We start from the raw sequence: 23,127 nt of genomic DNA, 5'->3' as shown, positions 1-23,127 counted from the left end.
GTCAGAAGGTGAAGACGTAGTTGCTGTGGTTGATGGCCATGCACTGGTTGGGGAAGCTCTGGCGCCAGGAGACCGGGGTGCCGTGCCAGAAGCCGTCCGCGGTCAGTGTGACCGGGTCGTACAGCATGGAACAGAAGCGGATGGGCTGACCGCGGAGGGCATCGAAATTGCCGCCCACCGCATTCAGTTCGTCGCACGCCGACACGGCCTGCGGGTGCGTGCCGAGTGCCATCGGGGAGCACATCAGCACGGCGGTGCGGACGGGCGTATTCCCGTGCGTCACCGTCAGGATCAGGGCGGACAGATCGGGGCCGGGGGGCGGATCCGCCTGCGCGGGAGCGGCCGCCAATGCCGCCACCGCCATTCCCGCGGCCACCGCGCTCACCGTTCGCACTCCGAGAGACATGGTTGATCACCTCTTCCGTACTTGCCGGTCATCTGCACGATCGGTCCGGCGCCCCCGGGCGTTTCATCGCCTCCGGGCCTACGAGCGCGACCACCGCTCCGACCAAGCCCACAGTGGTTCCAACGCTCGGCTCAATTCTCCGCCGCGCGCGGTCAGTTCGTAGGACTTGTCGGGGCGTTTGACGACGATTCCGGCGTCCTGCAGGGTCTGCAAACGCACGGACAGCATGCTCGAGGAGCAGTTGTCCATGCGGCGGCGAAGTTCCAGAAACCCCAGAGGCCCGGGCGCCAGCTCCCAGATCACGCGCAGCATCCAGCGCTGGCCCAGCAGTTCCATGGCCGCGTGACTCGGCTGCCTTGCGCTTCTCATTTCGAACCACCATAGTAGTTCTGAAATAGAAGCAATCGAACGGGGAGCGGATCGTGGACTCGCGGCGAATCGTGTTGGTAACCGGGGCATCCCGCGGCATCGGCGCGGAGACGGCCCGGCTGCTGGCCGCCCGCGGCGACCACGTGGTGGTCAACTATCGCGAGAAGCGCAGGCGGGCACGCGAACTTGCGGACGCGATCGCGGCCGCGGGCGGCAGTGCGTCGGTCGCCGGGGCCGATCTGTCCGACGAGGCCGCCGCGCGGTCGCTGATCGACGGGATCGCCGAGCGCTTCGGCCGCCTGGATGTGCTGGTGCTCAACGCCTCCGGCGGGCTAGAGCAGGGCGCTCCGCCGAACTACGCCATGGCCGTCAACCGGGATGCACAGGTCCGGCTGGTCCGGCTCGCGCTGCCGTGGCTGCCCGCGGGCGGGCGGATCGTCTTCGTCACCAGCCATCAGGCACATTTCCACGGCCGCAAGCCGGTGCCCGACGCCTACATTCCCATCGCCACCAGCAAGCGCGCCGGGGAGGACGCCCTGCGCGGGCTGATCCCCGAATTCACCTCGCACGGCGTCGGATTCACCGTCGTCTCCGGCGATATGATCGACGGCACCATCATCGTGCGCCTGCTCGAGCGCCGCGATCCCGGCGCCGTCGCCGCCCGCACCCAGCACGGCCCGCTGCCGACCGTCGCGGAATTCGCGACCGCCGTCGCCGACGCCACGGTCGCCGGCACCGAGCCGGGGCACACCGTCTACATCGGTGGGGCGGACTACCTGTCCCGGCGCTGATCCCGGAACCGTCAGCGGCGCAAGAACTCCAGGACGGTGTCGGTCTGGCCGAGGATCGCGTGGCCGACGCCGGGCAGCAGGTGCACGGTCGCGTCGGGCACGCAGTCCCGCAGGCGGCGTGCGGTTTCCGCCGAGTCGAACAGGACGTCGCGGGCGCCGACGATCGCCAGCACCGGCATGGTGAGGCGGCCCAGCTCCGCGTCGGAGAAGATCGGCAGGCGTTCGGTGCGGGGCTTGAAGTACGAGAAGGTCAGTGCCACCTGGTCGAGCGCCGCCGCGACCTCGGTCGAGTCCAGACCGGTCACGATGCGCGCCGAACGGCGCACTCCGGCACGGCCGAACAGGCGGAGGACGATCGCGGCGGGCATCCAGCCGTATTGCTGCCTGCCGATGCCGCCCGGGCACAGCAGCGCCAGCCGGGTGACCCGTTCGGGGTGGCGGGTCACGAATCGCAGTGCCACCCAGGCGCCGAGCGAGGTGGCGACGATCGGGGTGCGCGAAAGTCCCAGGCCCGTCAGGACATCGTCGAGCCAGAGCTCAAGGGCGTCGGAGGTCAGGGCCGGGCGGGCGGGGGCGCTCAGGCCGGGCTCGCCGACGATATCGACGGCGTAGGTGCGGAAATGCGTTGCCCACCGGGCGATGTCGCCGCGCCACATGGATGTGTTCGCTCCCGAGCCGTGCAGCAGCACCAGCGGCGGCGCGTCCCGGGGGCCGGAGGCGAGGACGAAGGTCTCGCCCTCGCGGGTGGGAATGCGCAGCTCCTCGCCGGGAACGGGCCAGGCGCGCAATGCCTCTCGGTACTGCCGCTCGACCGCGCGGGCACCGGCCTCGGATTTGTAGATGGTGGTCATGACGCGAGAACTCCGTCCAGATAGTCGAACAGTCGTGCGGTGTCGGCCAATCCGCCCACCACGATGACCTTCATGCGGGCACGCTCCTCGTCGTAGAGGGTGTGCACGGTCAGGGATGCGTCACCGGCGCGCCGACTGGCGGCCGCGCCCATCAGCAGGGAGGTGACGCGGTCGGCGGTCTCGCGGCCGACGGCGTCGATCTCCACGATGCTCGACGCCTCGATGCGCCGCTGCCGCGCCGACTCACGCGGGGCCTGCGGCACCGCTCCCCCGGTGAACGCCTCCAGGTCCGCGTGTGCGATCCGGTACTGCTTGCCGATGCGCACGGCGGGCAGCCGCCCCTCCCGGACATACCTGCGCACGGTGCGCACATGCAGTCCCAGGCGTTCGGCGACGTCCTCCACGGAGTACAAGGGGTTGTTCACTTGTGTACTCTATCGTTCCCTACCAGTCGAAGTAAAGGGACTTATAAGGACCAATAGGGAACGAGTGATCCCGGCGTGCTTTTGGCCGGGATCTTCCGGAAGATCCCGGCCAAAAGCACGCCGGGATCACGAGAGTGGACTTCCCCGCTCACGAGAGTGGACTTCCCCGCCCACGGGAGCGGACTCCCCCGCCCACGGGAGCGGACTCCCCCGCCCACGGGAGCGGACTCCCCCGCACGGCCGACCTCATTCGAAGCGGGTTCCCAGGGCCGCAGGCGATCTCGACAAGTGTCAGTCCGGCCAGACCGGGCTGCGCTTGGCCAGGAAGGCGGCCATTCCCTCGCGGGCGCCGGGGAGCTGGGAGGCGGCGGCCATGACCTCCAACGCGATGGCATAGGCGTCGGCCTCGGGGCGGTCGAGTTGGGCGTAGAGGGTGCGCTTGCCCAGTGCCTTGCTGGCGCGGCTGCCGCGGGTGGCGCGGGCCAGGAGATCCGCGACGGCCGCGTCCAGGTCGGCGTCGGGCACGACGCGATTGATCAGCCCCCACTGCTCGGCGGTGCGCGCATCGATCGGGTCGCCGGTCAGGGCCAGTTCCATCAGGCGCTTGCGGCCCACGGCTCGCGCCACCGGCACCGCGGGCGTGTGGCAGAACCAGCCGCCCTTGCCGCCGGGCAGGGCGAATCCGGCCGATTCGGCGGCCACCGCCAGATCGCAGGACGCCACCAGCTGACAGCCCGCGGCCGTGGCCAGCCCGTGCACCCGCGCGATGACCACCTGCGGCACCGATTCGATCGCCGACATCACGTCGGTGCACAGCGTGAGCAATTCGCGCACGCCCAGCAGATCCCGCGCCGCCACATCGCCGAAGTCGTGCCCCGCCGAGAACACCGGCCCCGCCGCCCCCAGCACGATCCCCGTCGCATCCGTCTCCCCCGCGGCCCGAAACGCCGCCAGCAACTCCCCCAGATGCTCCCCCGACAGCGCATTCCGCCGATCCGGCCGATTCATGGTGATACGCACGGTCGCCCCGTCCCGCGCAACGAGCAGATGCCGATACTCCACAGCGGTCATGCGTTCACGGTAGTGCGCCACCCTCCGGTCTTTTCGTCATTTCGGCGTGCCCTCATACCCTGCGGGGAATTGAGGCTTGTCGGTGCCGGGGTGAGGCTGGGGGTGTGAATGAGATTCGGTATGGGCTGGTTGCTCCGGCGGGGCATGCGCAGGTGGTGGCCGGGGGGTCGGTGCGCGGGGTGGTCGAGTTGGTGGTGGGGGCGGAGCGGCGGGGGTTCGATTCGGTGTGGGTGGGGGATTCGCTGCTGCGGGCGCGGATCGAGCCGTTGGCGTTGCTGGCGGCGGTGAGTTCGGTGACCGAGCGCATTACGCTCGGGACGGCCGTGCTCATTCCCGCGTATCGCAATCCGGTGCAGGCGGCGCTGACCATAGCCTCGCTGGATCTGCTGGCCGAGGGGCGGTTGATTCTCGGTGTGGGAGGGGGCTTTCCGGGGATCAGCGAGCCGGAGTTCGAGCTGTCCGGCGTGCGGTTCCGGACCCGTTTCTCGCATCTGGACGATACGGTGCACCTGTGGCGGCGGCTGTGGTCGGGAAACTCGGAGCCCTTCCGCGGCAAGGTTCTTCGCTACGACTGGCTGCCCGAGGTGCCGCGCCCGCACCGGCCGGGCGGCCCGCCGATCTGGCTCGGCGGCATCACCCCGCAGGCATTGGCGCGCACCGCCCGCCACTACGACGGCTGGCTGCCCTACCCACCCGATGTCGCCGACTACGCCTCCGGCCTGGCCGCAATCCGCACCGCCCGTCCGACTTCCGATCGAGCCGACACCCCGCTCACCCCGGCCCTGTTCGCCACGATCGTCGTCGACGACGATCCCGATCGCGCCCGCGCCGTAATGCGTGACTACGCGGAGACCACCTACCGCATGCCCCTGGAAAGGATCGAACAGATCCAGGTCATGATCGCAGGCTCCGCCGAAGATGTTGCGTCCCGGCTCAACCGATATGTCGAGGCCGGGGCCGAGCACATTCTGCTCCGCATTGCCGCCATCGATCCGATAACGTTCGCTGCTCAGCTCGATCGGGTCACGGCGCTGCTCGATCGCCTACCTCGCGTAATGCCTTGATACATATAGATTCCGGCGTGCTTTTGGCCGGAATCTACGGTGAGATCCCGGCCAAAAGCACGCCGGGATCATGACGGGGGCACGCCGGGATCCTGACGGGGGCACGCCGGGATCATGACGGGGGCGCCGGGATGTCCTATGCCCCCGAGTACTCCATAGGCGGTGGGCCGACCGTTTCATGGACGGAGAAGCGGTGGATAGGGCCGTCGGTTTCGGTTAGGGCCAGGCCGGAGCCGCCGCGGCGGACCGCGACGATTTCCGCGGCGACGGCCACGGCCGTTTCCTCCGGCGTGTGGCCGCCGAGGTCGAGGCCGATGGGCGAATGGAGCCGGGACAGTTCGGATTCGGTGAGCCCGGCGGCCAGCAGGCGGGCGGTGCGGTCGGTGTGGGTGCGGCGCGAACCCATGGCGCCGACGTAGGCCACCGGCAGGCGTAAGGCCACCTCGAGCACGGGGACATCGAATTTCGCGTCGTGGGTGAGGACGCAGATCACCGTGCGCGAATCCACCCGGGTCCCCGCCAGATAGCGGTGCGGCCAGTCCACCACCACCTCGTCGGCCTCGGGAAACCGTGCCCGCGTGGCGAATACCGGCCGGGCGTCGCACACCGTGACGTGATAGCCGAGGAACTTGCCGATGCGGGCGACGGCCCCGGCGAAATCGATGGCACCGAACACGATCATCCGCGGCGGCGGCACCGACGATTCCACGAACACCGTGACTTCCCGGTCGTCGCAACCGATCACGCGCAACCCGGTGGCGCCGAGGTCGAGCATCGCCCGCGCCTCGGCCAGCACCCGCTCGTCGAACCACGCACCCTCCGCCCAGTCCGGCCCCAGCGCCAGCATCGCGCCGGTGTGCACATCCCGGACCAGCGCCACCGCATCCTCGCAGCGCAGCGCCCGCTCGAGCGTGGCACGCTCGAGTGAGCCGACCCGCTGCACCAGCACCTCCAGCGCTCCGCCACAGGTCAATCCGACCGCGAAGGCGTCGGAATCGCTGTAGCCGAAGGTTTCCCGCCGCGGCTCCCCGGTGCGCAGCACCTCCCGGCACAGCTCGTACACCGCGCCCTCGACGCAGCCGCCGGAGATGCTCCCGATGGCGGTACCCGAATCATCCACCGCCATGGCCGCACCCAGCGGCCGGGGAGCACTGCCGGTCACACCGATAATGCTGGCGACGGCGTAGTCCTGGTGCGCCGCATGCCATTGCAGCAACCGTGCGGTCAGCTCGCGCATATCCCGTCACCCTTTCAACAGCAGTTCGATGGCGGAGATGCCGAAGTAGCAGGCGAATACCGCACTCACCACCCACACCAACCCGTGGATCTCGCGGAACTTCCCGCGTGCGGCCTTGATCACGGTGTAGGAGATCAGGCCCGCGCCCACCCCGTTGGTGATGGAGTAGGTGAACGGCATCGCGACGATCGTCAGGAACGCCGGAACGGCGAGTTCCAGGTCGCTCCAGTCGATCTTGCGCGCCTGCGTCATCATCAGCGCCCCCACCAGCACCAGCGCCGGGGCCGCGGCCTGGATCGGCACCACCCCGGCGATCGGGGTGAAAAACACGGCGAGACAGAACAATCCGCCGGTCATCACGCTGGTCAGGCCGGTGCGCGCGCCCTCACCGACACCGGTCGCCGACTCGACATACACGGTGGCGCCCGCGCCGCCGCTGGCACCGCCGATGATCTGCGCGATGCCGTCCATGGTCAGCACCTTGCCGAGGCCGGGCATGCTGCCCCGCTCGTCGAGCAGCCCCGCCTCGTCGCACACCCCGAAAACCGTTCCCATGGCGTCGAAGAAGCCGGTCAGCACCAGCGTGAACAACACCACCCCGGCGGTCAGCGCACCCGCCCGGACGAAACCGCCGAACGGATCGATGTGCAGCATCAGCCCGAAATCCGGTGCGGCGAACAGACCTTTGGGCAGCTTCGGCACCACGGTGCCCCACGCCTTGGGGTCGATGGTGGCCACCGCGTTGACGATGATCGCCAGCACGGTGGAGATCGCGATGCTGATCAGGATCGTGCCCGGCACCTTGCGGATGTACAGCGCGAGCATGAGCAGCAGACCGACGGCGAAGATCACGACCGGCCAGCCCTCCAGGTGCCCGTCGGGCCCCAGCCCCACCGGCGGCCCGGTCGGCGAACCGTGCCCGACCACCCCGGAGGACACCAGGCCGATCAGCGCGATGAACATGCCGATCCCGACGCCGATCGCGTTCTTGAGCGCCAACGGAATCGCGTTGATGATCATCGTCCGCAGCCCGGTCGCGGCCAGGATCACGATGATCACGCCCATCAGCACCACCAGGCCCATGGTCTGCGGCCAGGTCATGTGCGGGGCGGCCTGGAAGGCCACCACCGGCACCACCCCGAGCCCGGCGGCCAGCGCCAGCGGCACATTGCCCACCAGACCCATGAGAACGGTGGACAGGCCCGCGGACAACGCCGTGGCCGTGGTGAGTTGGGCGATGCTCAGATGATTGCCGTCGATATCGGTGGCGCCGCCCAGAATCAGCGGCACCAGCAGGATGACGTAGGCCATCGCGACGAAAGTGGTGATACCACCGCGTATTTCGCGGGACACGGTGGTGCGGCGTTCCCGGAGCCGGAAGATCCGCTCGCCTACGGATCTGCCGATCACGGGGGTGGTGCGGGTTTCTACTTGGGTCATTGGCGTGCCCTCCTCGGGGCATAGCCGACCTTGCGGTCCGTGCCGTCAGCGGACCTGGGGTACGGTAATGCGGTTGTGGGGTCCCGGCAGAGCCGGAACCTCCTGTTGATCAACAGCTTTGAATGATGTCCTCCGGCCGCACCGGCACCCGTGTCAGGTGACCGGTGCCGCCGGCGGCCCGGCAGGCGTGGCGAATCGCCGAAACGATGGCCGGGGTGGAGGAGAGCGTCGGGGGCTCTCCGGCGCCGCGCAGGCCGTAGGGCGCCCGCGGATCGGCGTTCTCGAGGATTTCCAGCTTCTGCGTGGGGGTGTCGAGAATGGTGGGGATGAGATAGTCCGTGAACGAGGGGTTGCGCACCTTTCCGTTGGTTACCTGGATTTCCTCCATGACCGCCAGGCCGAGGCCCTGCACGGACCCGCCGTGGATCTGGCCCTCCAGCGACAGCCGGTTCATGATCCGGCCGACGTCCTGGACGGCGTCCAGGGCGACCACCTTCACCAGGCCCAGTTCGGTGTCGACGTCGACCACCGCGCGGTGCACGCAGACGGCGAGCTGGGTGTGTGAATTGCCCTGTCCCGTCACCGGATCCATGCCGGTGGTGGGCTGGTGGTGGTATTCGCGGGTTTCTTCGACGACCCCCTCATCGAGGACGTCGACCAGCGCCGCCAGCACCTCGCCGGTGTGCGAGACCACCTTGCCGCCCACCAGCCCCGCGGCCCGCGCGTATCCCTGGGCGGCGGCCAGCGCGAGCACCCGGTCGCGCACGGCCTCGCAGGCGGTCTTGACCGCGCCCCCGGTCATGTAGGTCTGCCGCGATGCCGAGGAGGATCCGGCGTCGCCGACGCCGTTGTCGGCGGGATGGATGGTGACCTGCTCGACGCCGAGTTCGGTGCGCGCGATCTGCGCCTCCACGGTGACCAGGCCCTGCCCCACCTCGGCGGCCGCGGTGTGCACCAGCGCCACCGGCTCGCCGCCGATGACCTCCAATCGCACTCTGGCGGTGGAGTAGTCGTCGAATCCCTCGGAGAAGCAGATGTTCTTGATGCCGACGCCGTACCCGATGCCGCGCACCACGCCCTCACCGTGCGTGGTCTGCGACGCCCCGCCGGGCAGGTTACGAATATCGGTGGCGTCCAAGGCATCCGGCAGCGGCATGTCCCGCAGCTGCCCGAGCATCTCCCGCAGCGGTGTCGGCGCGTGCAGCACCTGCCCGGTGGCCAGCGCGGATCCCTCGGACACGGCATTGATCTGCCGCACCCGCACCGGATCCATCTCGAGTGCGTCCGCGAGCTTGTCCATCATCGACTCGTGCGCGAAACAGGCTTGCACCGCGCCGAATCCGCGCATCGCCCCGCACGGCGGGTTGTTGGTGTAGACGCCGTAGGCGTCGATCTCGAGGTGCGGAATCTCGTAGGGCCCCACCGCGAGTGAGGCCGCGTTGCCGGTGACGTTCAGCGTCGCCGAGGTGTACGCGCCGCCGTCGAGCACGATCTTCACCTTGGCGTAGGTGAGCTTGCCCGCGCGGGTGGCCCCGTACTCGTACCACATGCGCGCCGGATGCCGGTGCACGTGACCGAAGAACGACTCCTCGCGGTTGTACATCATCTTGATCGGCTTGCCGGTGTACATGGCGAGCATGCCCGCGTGGATCTGCATGGACAGGTCCTCGCGCCCGCCGAACGCCCCGCCCACCCCGGCGAGGGTCATGCGGATCTTCTCCTCCGGCAGGCCCAGGCACGGGCCGATCTGGGACAGGTCGTTGTGCATCCACTGGGTGGCCACGTAGAAGTCCAGGCCACCGTCCTCGCCGGGAATCACCAGGCCCGATTCGGGTCCCAGGAAGGCCTGGTCCTGGATGCCGACCTCGTAGTGCTCCTCGACGATCACGTCGGCGAGCGCGCGGCCCACCTCGAGGTCGCCGACCCGCACCGGCTGATGCCGGGCGATGCCGCCGCGCTCCTGCACCGTCAGGTTCTCCGGATCGTCCACCACCGCAACGGGATCGATGATCGGCTCCAGCACCTCCCACTCGATCTCGATGGCCGCCAGTGCGCGACGGGCGATCTCGGGATGATCGGCGGCGACCAGCGCGACCGGCTCGCCCTGGTGGCGCACCTCGCCGATGGCCAGCACCGGCTGGTCCCAGGTGTGGTCCAGCCCGTACACCTTGCGGCCGGGCACGTCCTCGTGGGTGAGCACCGCGAACACGCCCGGCATCGCCAGGGCGGGAGCGAGATTCAGGCGCACGATGCGGGCCCGCGGATGCGGGCTGCGCAGCGTCATGCCCCAGAGCATGCCGTCCATCCACAGGTCCGAGGCATAGGCGAACTCGCCCTTCACCTTCAGCGTGGCGTCCGGGCGCAGCGGGCTCTCGCCGATGCCGCCCCGCCCGGGCGCGACGACCTCGCCGGGGAAGCGGGTGGAACGTGTCGAGGTCATCGCGACTCCTCCGCGCGCATCAGCCGACGCCGGGCCGCGGCGCCGGCGCTGGCCACCGAATCCTGTGCCACCGTGCGCAACTCGTCGTCGGCCACCACGGTGCGGCCGCCGACCAGCAGCCGCGCCAGCGGCGGGGTCGGACCGAAGACCAGCGAGCACACCGGATCGGCGATCGCGGCGCGGAATCCGTCCACCCGCCACACGGCGATATCGGCCAGCTTGCCGACCTCCAGGCTGCCGATCTCGGTGTGGCGGCCCAGGTTCCGGGCGCCGCCGAGGGTGCCGAGTTCCAGCGCCTGCCGGGCGGTCAGCGCGGTCGGGCCGTGCACCGCGCGCTGGAACAGCATGGCCTGCCGCATTTCTCCGGCCATCGAGGTCAGCTCGCTGGAGGCGGAGCCGTCCACGCCGAGCCCGACGGGCGCGCCCGCGGCCAGCAGATCCGTCACCCGGGCGATTCCGGCGCCGAGGCGGGCGTTGGAGGTCGGGCAGTGCGCCGAGCCGGTGCCGGTGTCGGCGAAGCGCCGAATGTCCTTGTCGTGCAGGTGCACCGCGTGCGCGAACCACACGTCGTCGCCGAGCCAGCCGATCTTCTCCATGTATTCGACCGGGGTGCAACCCATCTGCTCGAGGCAATGCTCTTCCTCGTCGAGGGTCTCGGCGAGGTGGGTGTGCAGCCGCACGCCCTTGTCGCGGGCCAGCTTCGCGGATTCGCGCATCAATGTCTCGCTGACCGAGAACGGCGAGCACGGGGCGACGGCCACCCGCAGCATGGAGTCGAACGACGGATCGTGGTAGCTGTCGATCGTTTCGGCGGTGCCGGTGAGGATGTCGTCGGTGCGCTCGACCACCTCGTCCGGCGGCAGGCCGCCGTCGGACTGCCCGCGGTCCATCGAGCCGCGGCACGGGTGGAACCGCAGGCCGAGCTCGGCGGCGGCTCGCACCTCGGCCTCGAACAGGTCACCGCGCCCCTTCGGGAACACGTAGTGGTGGTCGCTGGAGGTGGTGCAGCCCGACAGCGCCAGCCAGCCCAGCCCCGCCGCGGCCGCGCCGTAGACGACCTCGGCGTCCATGCGCGCCCAGGTGCGGTACAGCCCGGTCAGCCATTCGAACAGCGTCGAATCCTGGTACAGGCCTTGGCTGGCCCACTGATACAGGTGATGGTGGGTGTTGACCAGACCCGGCGTGACCAGGCAGCCCGCGGCGTCGATACGCTCCGCGCCGGCGCGCGCCGGGGCCGGGCCCGCGCCGAGCGCGGCGATGCGGCCGCCGTCCACGATCACGTGGCCGGAGGTGATCTCCGCGCCCACAACCGGTGCGATATAGGCGTTTTCGATAATCAGCGTGCTCATCGCGCCTCCGCCTTCCGTCGTGCGGCCAGCCGCACGGCATCGAGGATCTTCTCGTAACCGGTACAGCGGCACAGGTTTCCGGCCAGCGCCTCGCGGATCTCGGCATCGCTGGGCCGCGGATTGTGCTCGATCAGGTCGTGCGCCTGCACGATGAGACCCGGTGTGCAGAAACCGCATTGCACCGCACCGGCCTCCACGAACGCCTGCTGCATGGGATCGAGCCGCTCCGCGGTGTCGGATGCGGTGGCCAGCCCCTCCACCGTGCGCACCGACCGGCCGTGCGCCTGCCCGGCCGCGACCAGGCACGAACACACCGGCACCCCGTCCAGATACACCGTGCACGAACCACATTCGCCCTGTTCGCACGCGTTCTTCGAGCCCGGCAGCCCCATCCGCTCGCGCAGCATGTACAGCAGGCTCTCGCCCTCCCACACCTCGTCCACGGTCTCGGCGGACCCGTTGACCTCGACGCTCACCCGCATCAGGCCGCCCTCCTCTGCGCCGCGAAGTCGTTCCAGGCCCAGGTCAGCGTGCGGCGCGCGAGTACCGACAGGGCGTGTTTGCGATAGTCCGCGGTGCCGCGCACATCGTCGATAGGTTTTGCCGATGCCGCAACAAGCGACCCGAATTCCCGCAGCAGCGAATCCGCCAGCGGCGCCGGATCGTCCCACGGCAGCGCCGCGGCCAGGAATTCCTCGGCCGGAACGGCGCGCATCGGCGTGGGCCCCGACGACCCGATGCCGGTGCCGGCACTGCGATCCTCCGGGTGGAGCGCGATCGCGAACGAGCACACCGCGATAACCATCGCGTTCCGGGTACCCACTTTCGAGAAATATTGCGGCCCGGTCGCCAGCGGAAGCCATACCGCCCGAATCAACTCGTCCGGTTCCAGGGCGTTCTTCTTCACCCACACATAGAAATCGTCGACCGGAATCATCCGGCTGCCGCGTTCGGCGGATTCGGCCTCGATCACGGCATTCGCGGCCAGCAGCGCGGGATGGCTGTCCCCGGCCGGGGACGCGGCCCCGAGATTACCGCCCACCGAACCGCGATTGCGGATCTGCGGCGACCCCACCGTGCGCGCCGCCTGCGCCAGGGCGGGCACCTGTCGATGCAGCTCACGAATGATCTTGACGTACGGGACCGCCGCGCCGATGCGCAGTTTCCCGTCGATCTCCGCAATGTCGAGCAGTTCGCGGCACGGATTCAGATCCAGCAGCGCGGCCGGGCGGCCCTTGTCGAAATTGAGCTCCACCATCACATCCGTACCGCCCTGAATCGGGGTGGCCCCGGGATGGGCGGCCTTCAATTCCAGTGCCTGGGCCCAGGTGCCGGGTCGCAGGAATTCCATGATCACTCCGTCCGAAATCTCGTCTGGCAAGTACACCCGCCGGAAGGGCGCCGCGGCCACGACCGGAACTCCGAACTGTGCCCTGCTTCACACCGGACAGTTTGTGCTTATCTCCAAACCCGGTGACGGGCGTGTTACGGCGTACGAACGGTGTGACGATCGGGTAACGCGGGACATGCGCTGCGCAGACTGTTAGCGTCGAGAATCATGCGTCTTCGTTCCCTGCTCACCATGACGGACTTGGGATTGGAGCTCGTCACGGGGGAAGAGGAGCTCGACCGGTTCGTCCGCTGGGTGGTCACCCAGGACATGCTCGACCCGAGCCGCTACCTGTCCGGCGGCGAACTGGTGCTGACGGGCATGCAGTGGCGCACCCGGCCGGAGGACAGCGAGACCTTCGTCGCGACGCTCGCCCGCGCCCGGGTCGCGGCGCTGGCCACCGGCGATGCCCGCTACGGCGCGCCGCCGCCGGATGTGGTCCAGGCGTGCGTGCGGCATCGGCTGCCGCTGTTCCGGGTGCACGAGCAGGTGTCGTTCGCCGCCGTGACCGAGCGGATCACCCGGGCGCTGTCGACCGGTCGGGCGGCGGATCTGGCCGCGATCCTGGACCGGCATCGGCAGCTGGTGTCCGGGACCGGGCTCGGGTCGGTGCTGGAGATGATCGAGCGCGATCTCGGGTTGCGCTGCTGGGTGATGTCGTCGGTGGGGCGGGTGGTGTCGGGCCCGCCGCAGCGGCCGCCGGTCGAGACCACGGCCGCGTTCCTGGGCGCCCGTCGGCTGCCGTGCGTGATCACCTCGGCGGGGCGGCCCTTTTCGCTGTTCGCGATCGACGAGCACGGGACTTCCCGTGCGGCGGACTGGTTTCTGGTGTTCGACGGCGATTGCGCCGACTGGCCGGAGGAGCGCCGCGCGCTGGCGGGCGAGCTGGCCGCGGTGGTCTCGCTGGAGCGGGCGCGGCAGGACGATCGGCAGAGCGCCGAGGGCCGCCTGGCCGAGGAGCTGATCCAGCTGATCGTCTCCGATGCCAAACCGGCCGAGATCATTTCGCGCCTGGAGCTGACCGGGCTGGGGTCCGCCGACCGTTACGTGGCGGTGGCCGCCTCGGCCGAACAGGGCCTGCGGCCCAGGGAACTTCGCGCCCTGCTCCGCGAAATCCTGTACGGCGGAATGCCCGCCGCGGGTGTGGTGGACGGCGAGGCGATCGCGCTGATTCCCACCGGCCATTCGGTGCTGGATCTCATTCGCACCGCCCTGGACACGCTGGAACCCGGGCTCGGCGCCAGCCGCCTGTCGATCGGGGTCAGCGGCGTCGTCGACGGCGAGGGCCTGCGCGGCGCGGTCGAGGAGGCCCGCTACGCCCGCCGCATGGCCGCCGGTCGCCAGCGCCCCGCCAGCGTCGTCGGCCACGACGAATTGGCCACGCACATGCTGCTTCTCGCCAGCGTCCCCGACGAGGTCCGCCGCATGTTCCGCCTCCGCCTGCTGGACCCGCTCACCCGCTACGACCAGGACAACGGCGCCGACCTGGTACACACCCTGGAAACCTTCCTGGAGACCAACGGATCCTGGACCCGCAGCGCGGAATTGCTGCACGTGCACGTGAATACGTTGCGGTATCGGATCGCTCGCATCGAGGAGCTGACGGGTCGCAACCTGTCGCGGCTGGAGGATCGGGTGGATTTCTTTCTCGCACTGGCGCTGCGGTGAGACCGGCGCTCTATCTCGACCCCACCAGCCCGGCCGAGGCCAGCACCCAGGCGGCGACCGCTATCGCCAGCAACGCTCCCCCGAGCGGGTGGAGATACGAGATTCCCAGCGCCGCACCGGTCCTCAGGGTAGCCACCGCTGTCATGCCGAGCGGGAAGACCGTCGCCCAGCGGCGAATGTCGTAGTGCTTGCGCGGGCGGACCGCCTCGGCCACGAGCAGGACCGCGTACCACGCCAGGCACAGGCCGAGCACCACCAGCGTGGCGGCCCGCAAAACGTCATCGTCCCAGCGGTGCGCGGCAACGAGTTTGGCGACCGCGAGGGCCGAGATGGCGAGCGCGCCCGAGGCCACCCACTGGTCACCCGCGCCGGTCCACACCTGACGAATATCGAAGCGCCACAGTGCCACCGCGTACAGGCACAACCCGAACACCCACAGCGCCAGCGCCACCGGGGCGAGCCAATCCCCCATCCCCGCGATCGATAACGTCACGCTCAGCACCGCCAGCCCCTGCGTGGACACGCACACCAGGAACGCCACCCCGGGCAGCCGCCGCTGCCAGTGTCCCAGGACGGCGATCAACAGCACCGGCCAGGCCGCGGCCCCGATCGCCAGCAGGGCGGCCGCGAGCCAATGCCAGCCCAGCAGGCTGATCCGGGTACCGAGCACCGTGGTCGCGGCGACACCGGTGAGGGCGGGCGGCTTACCGGCCTCCACCCGCCACCGCCCGAAATCCCCGACCAACCGGACGAAAAAGTCCACGGCCAACAGCAGCCACACCGCACCGGCGAGCCCGAGCAGGCCCCAGGACAGCACCTCGAACCCGACCGTGTGCAGCCCCACCGAAACAATCCCGGTAGCCATGACGAACGACCCGGCCGCCGGAGGAAATTCTCGCCACCCGAAGCGCCTCCTCGTCACCGTGTCTCCCTGTGCTCGCGGTCTCGATGGTCCGCCAATGCCGTTGGTAGCGGACCGGAGTGGATGATGTGCAGGTGGCGGGTCGCGCGGGTGAGGGCGACATATAGGTCTGCCGCGCTGTATGCGGAGCCTTCCAGAATCATGCCCGGCTCGACAACGATGACGACGTCGAATTCCAGGCCCTTCGCGGCCGAGGGAGTGAGAACGGGTGGTTCGATGGGCAAGTCGACACCTTCGGGTGCGATGACGGCGACGGAGCCCGCCTCCGGCGTCGCCGTTCGCACGAGTTCGGTGACGGCCATGGACAATTCATCCGTTCGGGACACGGTGGGGCGGATTCCGGCGCGACGCACCGACTTCGGTGGTACAGCCGTCGCATCCACCTCGGCGAGCACTCGGGCCGCCATATCCATGATCTCGCCGGGGGTGCGGTAGTTGACGGTGAGCGTGCGGTAGACCCAGCGATTCGGCGCGTAGGGATCGAGCATATCCGCCCAGGTGCGGGCGCCCGCGGGCGAGCGGCGCTGGGCGCGGTCGCCGACGATGGTCATGGATTTGCCGGGGCAGCGGCGCATCAGCACCCGCCAGTCCATGGCGGACAGTTCCTGGGCCTCGTCCACCACGATGTGGCCGTAGGTCCATTCCCGGTCCGCGGCGGCGCGTTCGGCCAGCGTCCGGTGATCGCGTCCCGCATGACGTTCGGCCAGTTCCTCCGCATCGATCACGTCGACCGCGCGCAGCAGTTCGCCGTCGGGATCCTCGTCGGTGTCCATGATCGCGAGCACGCCCTCGGCGTAGTCGATCCGGTCGCGGCGGGCGCGATCCGCCGCCCGCCGCGCCGCGCCGTCGTCGACGCCGAGCAGTTCGGCCGCCTCGTCCAGCAGCGGCACATCCGAGATCGTCCATGCCGCACCGTCTTCGCGCAGCAGCAGCGCCCGATCCGGCTCCGGCAGCGCGGCGGTCGCGGCCGCCACCCGATCGGGCGAGGCGAACAGCTCGGCGAGCAGCCGCCGCGGAGTCAGGTTCGGCCACAACCGATTCACCGCCGCGCGCACCACGACGTGAGCGGCCAGCTCCGCGCGGGCATCGGCGCTCAGCTCGGCCCGGACGACGGTATCGCGCGCGGTCAACCACCCGGCGCCGATCTTCGCCACCGCCCGCGCGGCGAGCCCGTCGAGCAGCCGATCGCGGAAGACGCGGCGAGCCTCGTTGTGCCGCAGGCCGGTTGCGCGGGCGCCGTCCCGCGCCGCCGCGACCACCCGGCGATCGATGTCGATGGTCACATCGCTCAACTCCACCGGGATCGGATCATCCGGCAGCTCCTGCCGGTCCGCGATCGCCGCCGCCAGCACCTCGAGCATGACCAGACTTCCCTTGAGCCGCTGCACCTCCGGCGCGTCCTCGGCGGTCGTGCGCACCCCGGGCATGAGCTCGCCGGGCGTGGCGAACACGACATCGGTCTCGCCCAGCGACGGCAGCACATCGCCGATGAAGGTCAGGAACACCGGATGGGGACCGACGACGAGCACGCCGTGCCGGGACAGCCGCTCCCGCCGCGAGTAGAGCAGATACGCCACCCGATGCAGGGCCACCGCCGTCTTCCCGGTGCCGGGCCCGCCCTCGATGACCACGATGCCCGCATGCGGCAGCCGGATGATCTCGTCCTGCTCGGCCTGGATCGTGGCGACGATATCGCGCATCGTCGGTTCCCGCGGCGCGTCCAGCGCCGCCAGCAGCGCCGCATCCGAATCCGCCCCGGCCGCACCGAGATCGAACACGTCGTCGTGGAAACCGGTGACGTCGCGGCCCCGGGTCCGCAGGTGCCGCCGTCGCACCACACCCTCCGGACATGCCACGGTGGCCGTATAGAACGGCCGCGCCGCGGGGGCGCGCCAATCCAGCAGGTACGGCTCGAAATCGTTGGCCTCGTCGAACAGTCCTATGCGCCCGATATAGGTCGGCCGCTCGGCGGCGCGGTCCAGACGCCCGAAACACAAACCGTTCTCGGCCGCGTGGTACCTGCCGACCGCGGTCGTCCACGTGCCCACCGCCACCTCGCGCTGCCACCGCTCCTCCGGGGACGCGGCCCCATTCCCGCCCAGCGCATCGGCACGCCTGTCGGCCGCCGCATTTCTGGCCGCATCCAGTCGCTCGTACAGGAATGCGACGTACTCACGTTCGGCCGACAATTCGGTTTCGTAGTCGAAATTTGACAAGAGAACCTCGCTGTGAAATAATAAGTCAGAGAAGGTTTTTCGCATTCTTCAGTTGAGCCTCTATCCATAGTAGAGGGAATCTCCGATCTGTCATCGGAACCTCCGCGTGCGCTCCCGATTTCGAATTCGATTGCCGGATTCGGCAGGATGAGCCCATGGAGCTGACCAATCCGGCAGGCATGCCACAGACCAACGGATACAGCCACGTCGCCGCCATTCCGGCGGGCAGCAGGCTGGTGTGGACCTCGGGGCAGGTCCCCATCGACACCGACGGCACCGTGGCGCAGGGATGGGAGAACCAGACCCGGCTCGCATTCCGCAATATCGGGAAAGCGCTCGAGGGAGCCGGAGCCACCTGGGCCGACGTCTTCAAACTGACCTATTACGTCGTCGACACCTCGGCCCTGACCATCGTGCGCACCGTACGCGACGAATTCATCGACACCACCCGGCCGCCGACCAGCACCCTCGTGCAGGTCGCCGGACTGTTCCGGCCCGACGTGCTGATCGAGATCGAGGCCGTCGCGGCGGTCGCGCACTGACCGGGCGCCGCCACCGGTAGCGTGGAATGCCGTGGCAGCGCCCCACCCCGCCCTCTCCACGCCCGGCACCCGCAAATTGGCCGCGGCGTGCCGAGCCGATATTCCGGGGCTGACCGGGCGACTGATCTCGGCGATCTTCACCGACAACCCGGAATGGACCGACTACACCTCGGTGCCCCGGGCCGACCTGCGCGACGGCTGCCGCCGCTACCTCACCCGCATCCTCGACCTGCTCGGCGGCGCGGCGACCGACCCCGAACGCGACGACGTCGCCGCCGCCATCGGCCGCCACCGCGCCGAACAGGGCGTGCCGCTGGAGGCGATGCTGCGCACCTTCCGGCTCGGCGGCGGCATCGTCTGGGAAGCGCTGCTGGACAAGGCCGACAACGTCGCCCCGCAGGAAATCCGCGAAACCGGCACCGCCATGTGGACGGTCATCGACGGCCTGTCCTCGGCCCTGGTCACCGCCTACCGCAACACCGAACTCGAACAGGTGCGCCGCGACGAACGCCGCCGCCACGCGCTCATCGAGGACCTGCTCGCCGGGCGCGCCCACGACGCCACCTTCGCCGCCCGCGCCGCCCGCGAACTCACCCTGCCCGCCCACGGCGACTACCTCGTGGTCGCCGCCCAGGGCGAGGGACGCCCGCTGCGCACCGGCGCGGAAACGGCCTTGGCGGCGTGGGGAATCCGCTCCGTCTGGCACGACCGCATCGACACCACCATCGGCCTGGTCTCGCTGGAACACCGCGCCGGATCCGATGTGCTGCACCAGCTTCGGCCGCAGATGCGGGGCCGGGCCGGAGCCTCCCCCGCCGTCCCCGGCCTCGCGCAGATCGGCACCGCCCACGCACTGGCCCTGGTCGCCCTCGAGACATTACCCTCGGACGCAACGGGTTTGGTCTCCCTGGACGAGCGCTACCCGGAGGCACTGCTCGTGCGCTCCCCCGACCTCACCGCACTCCTGCGCACCCACACCCTCGGCCCGGTCCTCGCGCTCCCCGCCAAGGAACGCGACATCCTGCTGCAAACCCTCACCATCTGGCTCGCCGAGAACTGCTCCGCCGCCAACGCCGCGCCCCGCCTGCACTGCCACCGCAACACCGTCATCAACCGCCTGCAACGCATATCGACACTGCTCGGGCGGCCACTGGAAGGGCAGCGGCGCTACCTCGAGCTCTCCCTCGCCCTGGCGGCGCTGAAGCTCGGCGCGACCGACTGACCATTGGGCGATGCGCCCAATTTCATGTCCGGATTACTAGGCTTCGAAGTCATTGTTTGTGCATTCGGTGGCGACAAGACTCGACTCGGATGACCCACGCCACATCCGGGCGTGGGCCGAGAACGTTCGAGCTCGAGGAGCACCACGAGTGCAGGAATTCGATCTTCTGGTGATCGGCGGCGGTCCGGGCGGCTATGTGGCCGCGATCCGGGCCGCCCAGCGTGGCCTGTCGGTCGGACTGGTGGAGAAGGAGCGGCCCGGCGGCGTCTGCCTGAACTGGGGCTGCATCCCCACCAAGGCCATGCTGCGGTCCGCCGAAGTCTTCCAGACCATCAGCGCCGCAGCGGATTTCGGCGTCTACGCCGACAATGTGCGCTACGACTTCGGCACCGTCCGCACACGTAAGGACGGCATCGTCAAGGAGCTGACCGACGGCGTCGCCGGGCTGCTCGCCGCCAACGGGGTCACCGTGATCGAGGGCCACGCCCGCTTCACCGGACCCACCACCGTCGAGGTGCACGAGGCCGGTCCGTCACCGATCTTCCCCGACGGCCCGCGCTATGCGGCCGCCCCGTCGGGAGCGGCGACCCAGCAGGTCAGCGCCCGCGACATCATTGTCGCCACCGGCTCGGTGCCCGCGCGGCTGCCCATCCCCGGCGGCGATCTGCCGGGCGTGATCACCTCCGACGGCGCGTTCGGGCTGACCGAGGTGCCGAAGCGGATCGTGATCATCGGCGGCAGCGCGGTCGGCGCGGAATGGGCCAGCCTGTTCGCCACCTTCGGCAGCGATGTCACCGTCGTCGAGATGCAGGACCGCCTGGTTCCGTTGGAGGACAAGGACATCGGCAACGCGCTCGGCCGGTCCTTCGGCAAGCGCGGCATCACCGTGCTCACCGGTTCCACGGTGACCGCCATCGCGCAGACCGATGCGCTGCGGGTGAGCGTCGACGGCCCGAAGGCCCGCGAGATCGACGCCGACGTGGTGCTGGTCGGCGTCGGCCGCCGCCCCAACACCGCCGACCTCGGCCTCGATGCCGCCGGAATCGCCACGGACGCCCGGGGATTCATCGAGGTCGACGAGCAGCTGCGCACCGGCGTCGAGCACGTGTACGCCATCGGCGATGTCACCGGCAAGGCGCTGCTCGCGCACGTCGCCTCGCATCAGGGCCTGACCGCCGCCGACGTGATCGCCGGGCACGACGCCCGCATCGACTACACGGTGATCCCCGCGGCCACCTTCACCCACCCGGAGATCGCCAGCGTCGGGCTCACCGAGGCCGCCGCCCGCGCGGCCGGACACGAGGTGATCACCACCCGCTTCCCGTTCGCGGCGCTGGGCCGGGCCAAGACCTTCGGCGAGACCGAGGGCTTCATGAAAATCGTTGCCGGGCAGCGGCATCAGGAAGTGCTGGGCGTGCACATCATCGGCCCGTCGGCCAGCGACCTGATCACCGAAGGCGCCCTGGCGATTTCGCTGGAGGCGACGCTCGACGAGCTCGCCGACACCATCCACGCCCACCCCACCCTCGGCGAGATCGGCATGGAGACGGCCCTGGCCGGACTGGGACTGCCCGTGCACATCGCGCCGCGCAAGAAGCGCTGAGGAGTCAGCATGACGACGACAACCGAGCCACGCAAAACCTCTCGTTCCAAAGCAGCCAAGCCCAAAAGTCCGTCCGGGGGCGAGAATTCGGAGACGCTGCGTGGGTATTACCGCGACATGCTGTTCGTGCGGCGGTTCGAGGAGCGCACCGCGCAGGGCTATACGCAGGCCAAGATCGGTGGCTACTGCCACCTGAATCTCGGTGAGGAGGCGACGGTCGTCGGGCTCGGCGCGGCCATGCGGCCCACCGACTACCTGTTCACCAACTACCGCGAGCACGGCTACGCGCTGGCCAAGGGCATCGAGCCCGGCCGCGTGATGGCCGAGCTGTACGGGCGCTCCACCGGCACCTCCAAGGGCTGGGGCGGCTCGATGCACATGTACGACACCGCGAGTCGGCTGCTGGGCGGCTACGCCATCGTGGGCGGCCAGATTCCGCTGGCCGTGGGCGCGGCGCTGGCCATCGACTACCGCGACGGCGACGACGTCGTGGTGTGCCAGATGGGCGAGGGCACAACGAATATCGGCGCGTTCCACGAGTCGCTGAACATCGCGGCGCTGTGGGGCCTGCCGGTGGTGTTCCTGGTGATCAACAACCAGCTCGGCATGGGCACCTCCGTCGAGCGCTCCTCGGCCGAACCCGACCTGTACAAGCGCGCGGCCGCCTACCGGATGCGCGGCGAGCAGGTCGACGGCACCGATGTGCTGGCGGTGCGCGACATCGCGTCCCAGCTCATCGAGACCGCCCGCAGCGAAGGCAAACCCGCGCTGCTGGAGGCGATCAGCTACCGCCTGAAGGGCCACTCGGTGGTCGACCCCGCGAAATACCGCAGCAGCGAGGATGTTTCGGTCGCCCGCGACCATGATCCGGTGTCGCGCTTCCGTTCCGAGCTGATCGAGGCGGGCCTGCTGGACGAGGCCGCGGCCGAGGAGATCGAGCGCGAGGTGCGCGCCGGTGTCGAGGCGGCCGTCGAATTCGCCGACACCAGCCCGCATCCGGACCCGTCGAGCCTGTTCGACTACACCTATGCCACGCCGGTGCCGGGCGAGGACCGCCGCCTGCCCGCCGACCCGCTGTTCACCGCGTAAAGGATCTCACCACCGTGCCTGTCATGACCTATCGTGAAGCGCTGCGCGAAACCCTCCGCGAGGAGATGCGGCGCGACGAGGACGTCTTCCTGATCGGTGAGGAGATCGGCGTCTTCGAGGGTTCCTACAAGATCACCGCGGGCCTGCTGGCCGAGTTCGGCGAGAAGCGGGTGCGCGACACCCCGATCGCCGAGGAGGGTTTCGTCGGCGCGGCCATCGGCGCCGCCATGCTCGGGCTGCGCCCGGTCGTGGAGATCATGACGATCAACTTCTCGCTGCTGGCGCTGGACCAGATCGTCAACCACGCCGCCAAGATCTACGGCATGTTCGGCGGGCAGACCAGCGTGCCGATGGTGATCCGCACCCCGGGCGGCGGCGGCCAGCAGCTCGGCGCGACGCACTCGCAGAACATCGAGCTGTACTACGCGTTCGTGCCGGGCCTGAAGGTGGTCGCGCCCGCGACCCCGGCCGATGCCCGCGCCCTGCTGAAGGCCGCGATCGACGACGACGATCCGGTGCTGTTCCTGGAGAACCTGGCGCTCTACAACACCAAGGGCGAAGTGCCCGAGGATCTTCCGCCCGCGCAGATCGGCAAGGCGGCGGTGACCCGGGAGGGCACCGACATCACGCTGATCGGCTACTCGCGGATGGCCACGGTCGCCGCCCAGGTCGCGGAACGGCTTGCCGCCGACGGGATCTCGGCGGAGGTGATCGATCTGCGCAGCCTGCGGCCGCTGGACCGGGACACCCTCGTCGCCTCGGCGCGCAAGACCGGCTGTGTCGTGGTGGGCGAGGACGACTGGCTCACCTACGGCATCGGCGCGGAGGTCGCGGCGTCGATCTCCGACGGCGCCTTCGACTACCTGGACGCGCCGGTGCGCCGCGTGGCGATGGCGGAAGTGCCGCTGCCGTATGCCAAGCCGCTGGAGCAGATCGCGCTGCCGTCCGCCGATTCCCTGTACACCGCCGCGCTCGAGACGCTCGCGGCCGTCGGCCGCAAGCCGCTGACCGCCGCCGGCCGCGGCTGAGAGG

21 protein-coding genes are annotated in these 23,127 nt (G+C 69.6%); 8 read left to right on the top strand and 13 right to left on the bottom strand.

Annotation, left to right across the window (positions count from 1 at the left end; all coding sequences use genetic code 11):
- Position 1: 1 nt before the first annotated feature.
- Both HPY32_RS07040 and HPY32_RS07035 read right to left on the bottom strand, forming a co-directional pair.
- A complete protein-coding gene (locus HPY32_RS07040; RefSeq protein WP_067592310.1) occupies positions 2–406 on the bottom strand; it encodes a subtilase-type protease inhibitor in 405 nt (134 codons plus the stop codon).
- 78 nt (positions 407–484) lie between these two features.
- Positions 485–775, bottom strand: a complete 291-nt coding sequence (locus HPY32_RS07035) for a winged helix-turn-helix transcriptional regulator (protein WP_067592313.1) — start codon at positions 773–775, stop codon at positions 485–487.
- A gap of 50 nt (positions 776–825) precedes the next feature.
- On the opposite strand from HPY32_RS07035, the gene HPY32_RS07030 reads away from it, so the two are divergent.
- The gene (locus tag HPY32_RS07030) at positions 826–1,566 is read left to right on the top strand and encodes an SDR family oxidoreductase (RefSeq protein ID WP_067592316.1); all 741 of its coding nucleotides are present in this window, start codon (positions 826–828) and stop codon (positions 1,564–1,566) included.
- Positions 1,567–1,577: 11 nt separating this feature from the next.
- Here HPY32_RS07030 and HPY32_RS07025 read toward each other — a convergent pair whose 3' ends face one another.
- From HPY32_RS07025 to HPY32_RS07015, 3 genes are all read right to left on the bottom strand, one after another.
- Entirely contained in the window at positions 1,578–2,417 is an 840-nt protein-coding gene (locus tag HPY32_RS07025; protein ID WP_067592318.1) for an alpha/beta fold hydrolase, read from the bottom strand.
- Positions 2,414–2,842: a helix-turn-helix domain-containing protein gene (locus HPY32_RS07020; protein WP_067592320.1), complete on the bottom strand. Its 429-nt coding sequence runs from the start codon at positions 2,840–2,842 to the stop codon at positions 2,414–2,416. Before HPY32_RS07020 ends, HPY32_RS07025 begins: the two co-directional genes overlap by 4 nt.
- A 291-nt stretch (positions 2,843–3,133) precedes the next feature.
- The gene (locus tag HPY32_RS07015; protein WP_067592322.1) at positions 3,134–3,913 is read right to left on the bottom strand and encodes an enoyl-CoA hydratase-related protein; all 780 of its coding nucleotides are present in this window, start codon (positions 3,911–3,913) and stop codon (positions 3,134–3,136) included.
- A gap of 104 nt (positions 3,914–4,017) precedes the next feature.
- Here HPY32_RS07015 and HPY32_RS07010 point away from each other — a divergent pair, with 104 nt between their 5' ends.
- Positions 4,018–4,977, top strand: coding sequence for an LLM class flavin-dependent oxidoreductase (locus HPY32_RS07010; protein ID WP_216675882.1), 960 nt, complete (start codon positions 4,018–4,020; stop codon positions 4,975–4,977).
- A 136-nt stretch (positions 4,978–5,113) separates the two neighbouring features.
- On the opposite strand, the gene HPY32_RS07005 is transcribed toward HPY32_RS07010, so the two are convergent.
- The 6 genes from HPY32_RS07005 to HPY32_RS06980 form a co-directional block, all read right to left on the bottom strand.
- A complete protein-coding gene (locus HPY32_RS07005; protein ID WP_067592324.1) occupies positions 5,114–6,214 on the bottom strand; it encodes an XdhC family protein in 1,101 nt (366 codons plus the stop codon).
- 6 nt (positions 6,215–6,220) lie between these two features.
- Positions 6,221–7,654 carry an NCS2 family permease gene (locus HPY32_RS07000; RefSeq protein ID WP_067592326.1) on the bottom strand — a complete coding sequence of 478 codons (1,434 nt, stop codon included), beginning with the start codon at positions 7,652–7,654 and terminating at the stop codon, positions 6,221–6,223.
- 109 nt (positions 7,655–7,763) lie between these two features.
- On the bottom strand, positions 7,764–10,094 hold the full coding sequence (locus HPY32_RS06995) for a molybdopterin cofactor-binding domain-containing protein (protein WP_171982734.1): 2,331 nt from the start codon (positions 10,092–10,094) through the stop codon (positions 7,764–7,766).
- Positions 10,091–11,443, bottom strand: a complete 1,353-nt coding sequence (locus tag HPY32_RS06990) for an 8-oxoguanine deaminase (protein WP_171982733.1) — start codon at positions 11,441–11,443, stop codon at positions 10,091–10,093. The genes HPY32_RS06995 and HPY32_RS06990 overlap by 4 nt, the downstream gene beginning before the upstream one ends.
- Positions 11,440–11,925 (bottom strand): (2Fe-2S)-binding protein, encoded by a 486-nt coding sequence (locus HPY32_RS06985; RefSeq protein WP_067592335.1) that lies wholly within the window; start codon positions 11,923–11,925, stop codon positions 11,440–11,442. Before HPY32_RS06985 ends, HPY32_RS06990 begins: the two co-directional genes overlap by 4 nt.
- Entirely contained in the window at positions 11,925–12,794 is an 870-nt protein-coding gene (locus tag HPY32_RS06980) for an FAD binding domain-containing protein (protein WP_067596137.1), read from the bottom strand. Before HPY32_RS06980 ends, HPY32_RS06985 begins: the two co-directional genes overlap by 1 nt.
- A gap of 207 nt (positions 12,795–13,001) precedes the next feature.
- Between HPY32_RS06980 and HPY32_RS06975 the strand changes: the two genes are divergently transcribed.
- Positions 13,002–14,501 (top strand): PucR family transcriptional regulator, encoded by a 1,500-nt coding sequence (locus HPY32_RS06975; RefSeq protein WP_067592337.1) that lies wholly within the window; start codon positions 13,002–13,004, stop codon positions 14,499–14,501.
- Between the two features lie 10 nt (positions 14,502–14,511).
- Here the strand turns inward: HPY32_RS06975 and HPY32_RS06970 are convergent, their stop codons facing one another.
- Both HPY32_RS06970 and HPY32_RS06965 read right to left on the bottom strand, forming a co-directional pair.
- A complete protein-coding gene (locus HPY32_RS06970; RefSeq protein ID WP_067592339.1) occupies positions 14,512–15,423 on the bottom strand; it encodes a tellurite resistance/C4-dicarboxylate transporter family protein in 912 nt (303 codons plus the stop codon).
- Positions 15,420–17,639: a UvrD-helicase domain-containing protein gene (locus tag HPY32_RS06965; protein WP_067592342.1), complete on the bottom strand. Its 2,220-nt coding sequence runs from the start codon at positions 17,637–17,639 to the stop codon at positions 15,420–15,422. The genes HPY32_RS06970 and HPY32_RS06965 overlap by 4 nt, the downstream gene beginning before the upstream one ends.
- 155 nt (positions 17,640–17,794) lie before the next feature.
- On the opposite strand from HPY32_RS06965, the gene HPY32_RS06960 reads away from it, so the two are divergent.
- The 5 genes from HPY32_RS06960 to HPY32_RS06940 all read left to right on the top strand — a co-directional run bounded on the left by HPY32_RS06960 (position 17,795) and on the right by HPY32_RS06940 (position 23,123).
- Positions 17,795–18,181: a RidA family protein gene (locus HPY32_RS06960; RefSeq protein WP_067592345.1), complete on the top strand. Its 387-nt coding sequence runs from the start codon at positions 17,795–17,797 to the stop codon at positions 18,179–18,181.
- Between the two features lie 31 nt (positions 18,182–18,212).
- Positions 18,213–19,403, top strand: a complete 1,191-nt coding sequence (locus HPY32_RS06955) for a PucR family transcriptional regulator (RefSeq protein WP_067592359.1) — start codon at positions 18,213–18,215, stop codon at positions 19,401–19,403.
- A 148-nt stretch (positions 19,404–19,551) separates the two neighbouring features.
- Entirely contained in the window at positions 19,552–21,006 is a 1,455-nt protein-coding gene (gene lpdA, locus HPY32_RS06950; RefSeq protein ID WP_067592362.1) for a dihydrolipoyl dehydrogenase, read from the top strand.
- A gap of 9 nt (positions 21,007–21,015) precedes the next feature.
- Positions 21,016–22,095 (top strand): pyruvate dehydrogenase (acetyl-transferring) E1 component subunit alpha, encoded by a 1,080-nt coding sequence (pdhA, locus tag HPY32_RS06945; RefSeq protein ID WP_067592364.1) that lies wholly within the window; start codon positions 21,016–21,018, stop codon positions 22,093–22,095.
- Positions 22,096–22,118: 23 nt separating this feature from the next.
- On the top strand, positions 22,119–23,123 hold the full coding sequence (locus HPY32_RS06940; RefSeq protein ID WP_197696581.1) for an alpha-ketoacid dehydrogenase subunit beta: 1,005 nt from the start codon (positions 22,119–22,121) through the stop codon (positions 23,121–23,123).
- The last annotated feature ends 4 nt before the right edge of the window (positions 23,124–23,127 follow it).

It is taken from the genome of Nocardia terpenica, assembly GCF_013186535.1.
Classification (GTDB): Bacteria; Actinomycetota; Actinomycetes; order Mycobacteriales; family Mycobacteriaceae; genus Nocardia; species Nocardia terpenica.
The sequence above is the reverse complement of the archived record's forward strand: the minus strand, read 5'-3'. Positions and strand labels throughout refer to the sequence as shown.

Coding starts and splice junctions, on each gene's coding strand:
- HPY32_RS06975 (WP_067592337.1), top strand. CDS start 13,002: ATGCGTCTTCGTTCCCTGCTCACCATGACGGACTTGGGATTGGAGCTC.
- pdhA (WP_067592364.1), top strand. CDS start 21,016: ATGACGACGACAACCGAGCCACGCAAAACCTCTCGTTCCAAAGCAGCC.
- HPY32_RS06990 (WP_171982733.1), bottom strand. CDS start 11,443: ATGAGCACGCTGATTATCGAAAACGCCTATATCGCACCGGTTGTGGGC.
- HPY32_RS07000 (WP_067592326.1), bottom strand. CDS start 7,654: ATGACCCAAGTAGAAACCCGCACCACCCCCGTGATCGGCAGATCCGTA.
- HPY32_RS07025 (WP_067592318.1), bottom strand. CDS start 2,417: ATGACCACCATCTACAAATCCGAGGCCGGTGCCCGCGCGGTCGAGCGG.
- HPY32_RS06940 (WP_197696581.1), top strand. CDS start 22,119: ATGACCTATCGTGAAGCGCTGCGCGAAACCCTCCGCGAGGAGATGCGG.
- HPY32_RS07015 (WP_067592322.1), bottom strand. CDS start 3,913: ATGACCGCTGTGGAGTATCGGCATCTGCTCGTTGCGCGGGACGGGGCG.
- HPY32_RS06995 (WP_171982734.1), bottom strand. CDS start 10,094: ATGACCTCGACACGTTCCACCCGCTTCCCCGGCGAGGTCGTCGCGCCC.
- HPY32_RS06980 (WP_067596137.1), bottom strand. CDS start 12,794: ATGGAATTCCTGCGACCCGGCACCTGGGCCCAGGCACTGGAATTGAAG.
- HPY32_RS07040 (WP_067592310.1), bottom strand. CDS start 406: ATGTCTCTCGGAGTGCGAACGGTGAGCGCGGTGGCCGCGGGAATGGCG.
- HPY32_RS07005 (WP_067592324.1), bottom strand. CDS start 6,214: ATGCGCGAGCTGACCGCACGGTTGCTGCAATGGCATGCGGCGCACCAG.
- HPY32_RS07035 (WP_067592313.1), bottom strand. CDS start 775: ATGAGAAGCGCAAGGCAGCCGAGTCACGCGGCCATGGAACTGCTGGGC.
- HPY32_RS06985 (WP_067592335.1), bottom strand. CDS start 11,925: ATGCGGGTGAGCGTCGAGGTCAACGGGTCCGCCGAGACCGTGGACGAG.
- HPY32_RS06960 (WP_067592345.1), top strand. CDS start 17,795: ATGGAGCTGACCAATCCGGCAGGCATGCCACAGACCAACGGATACAGC.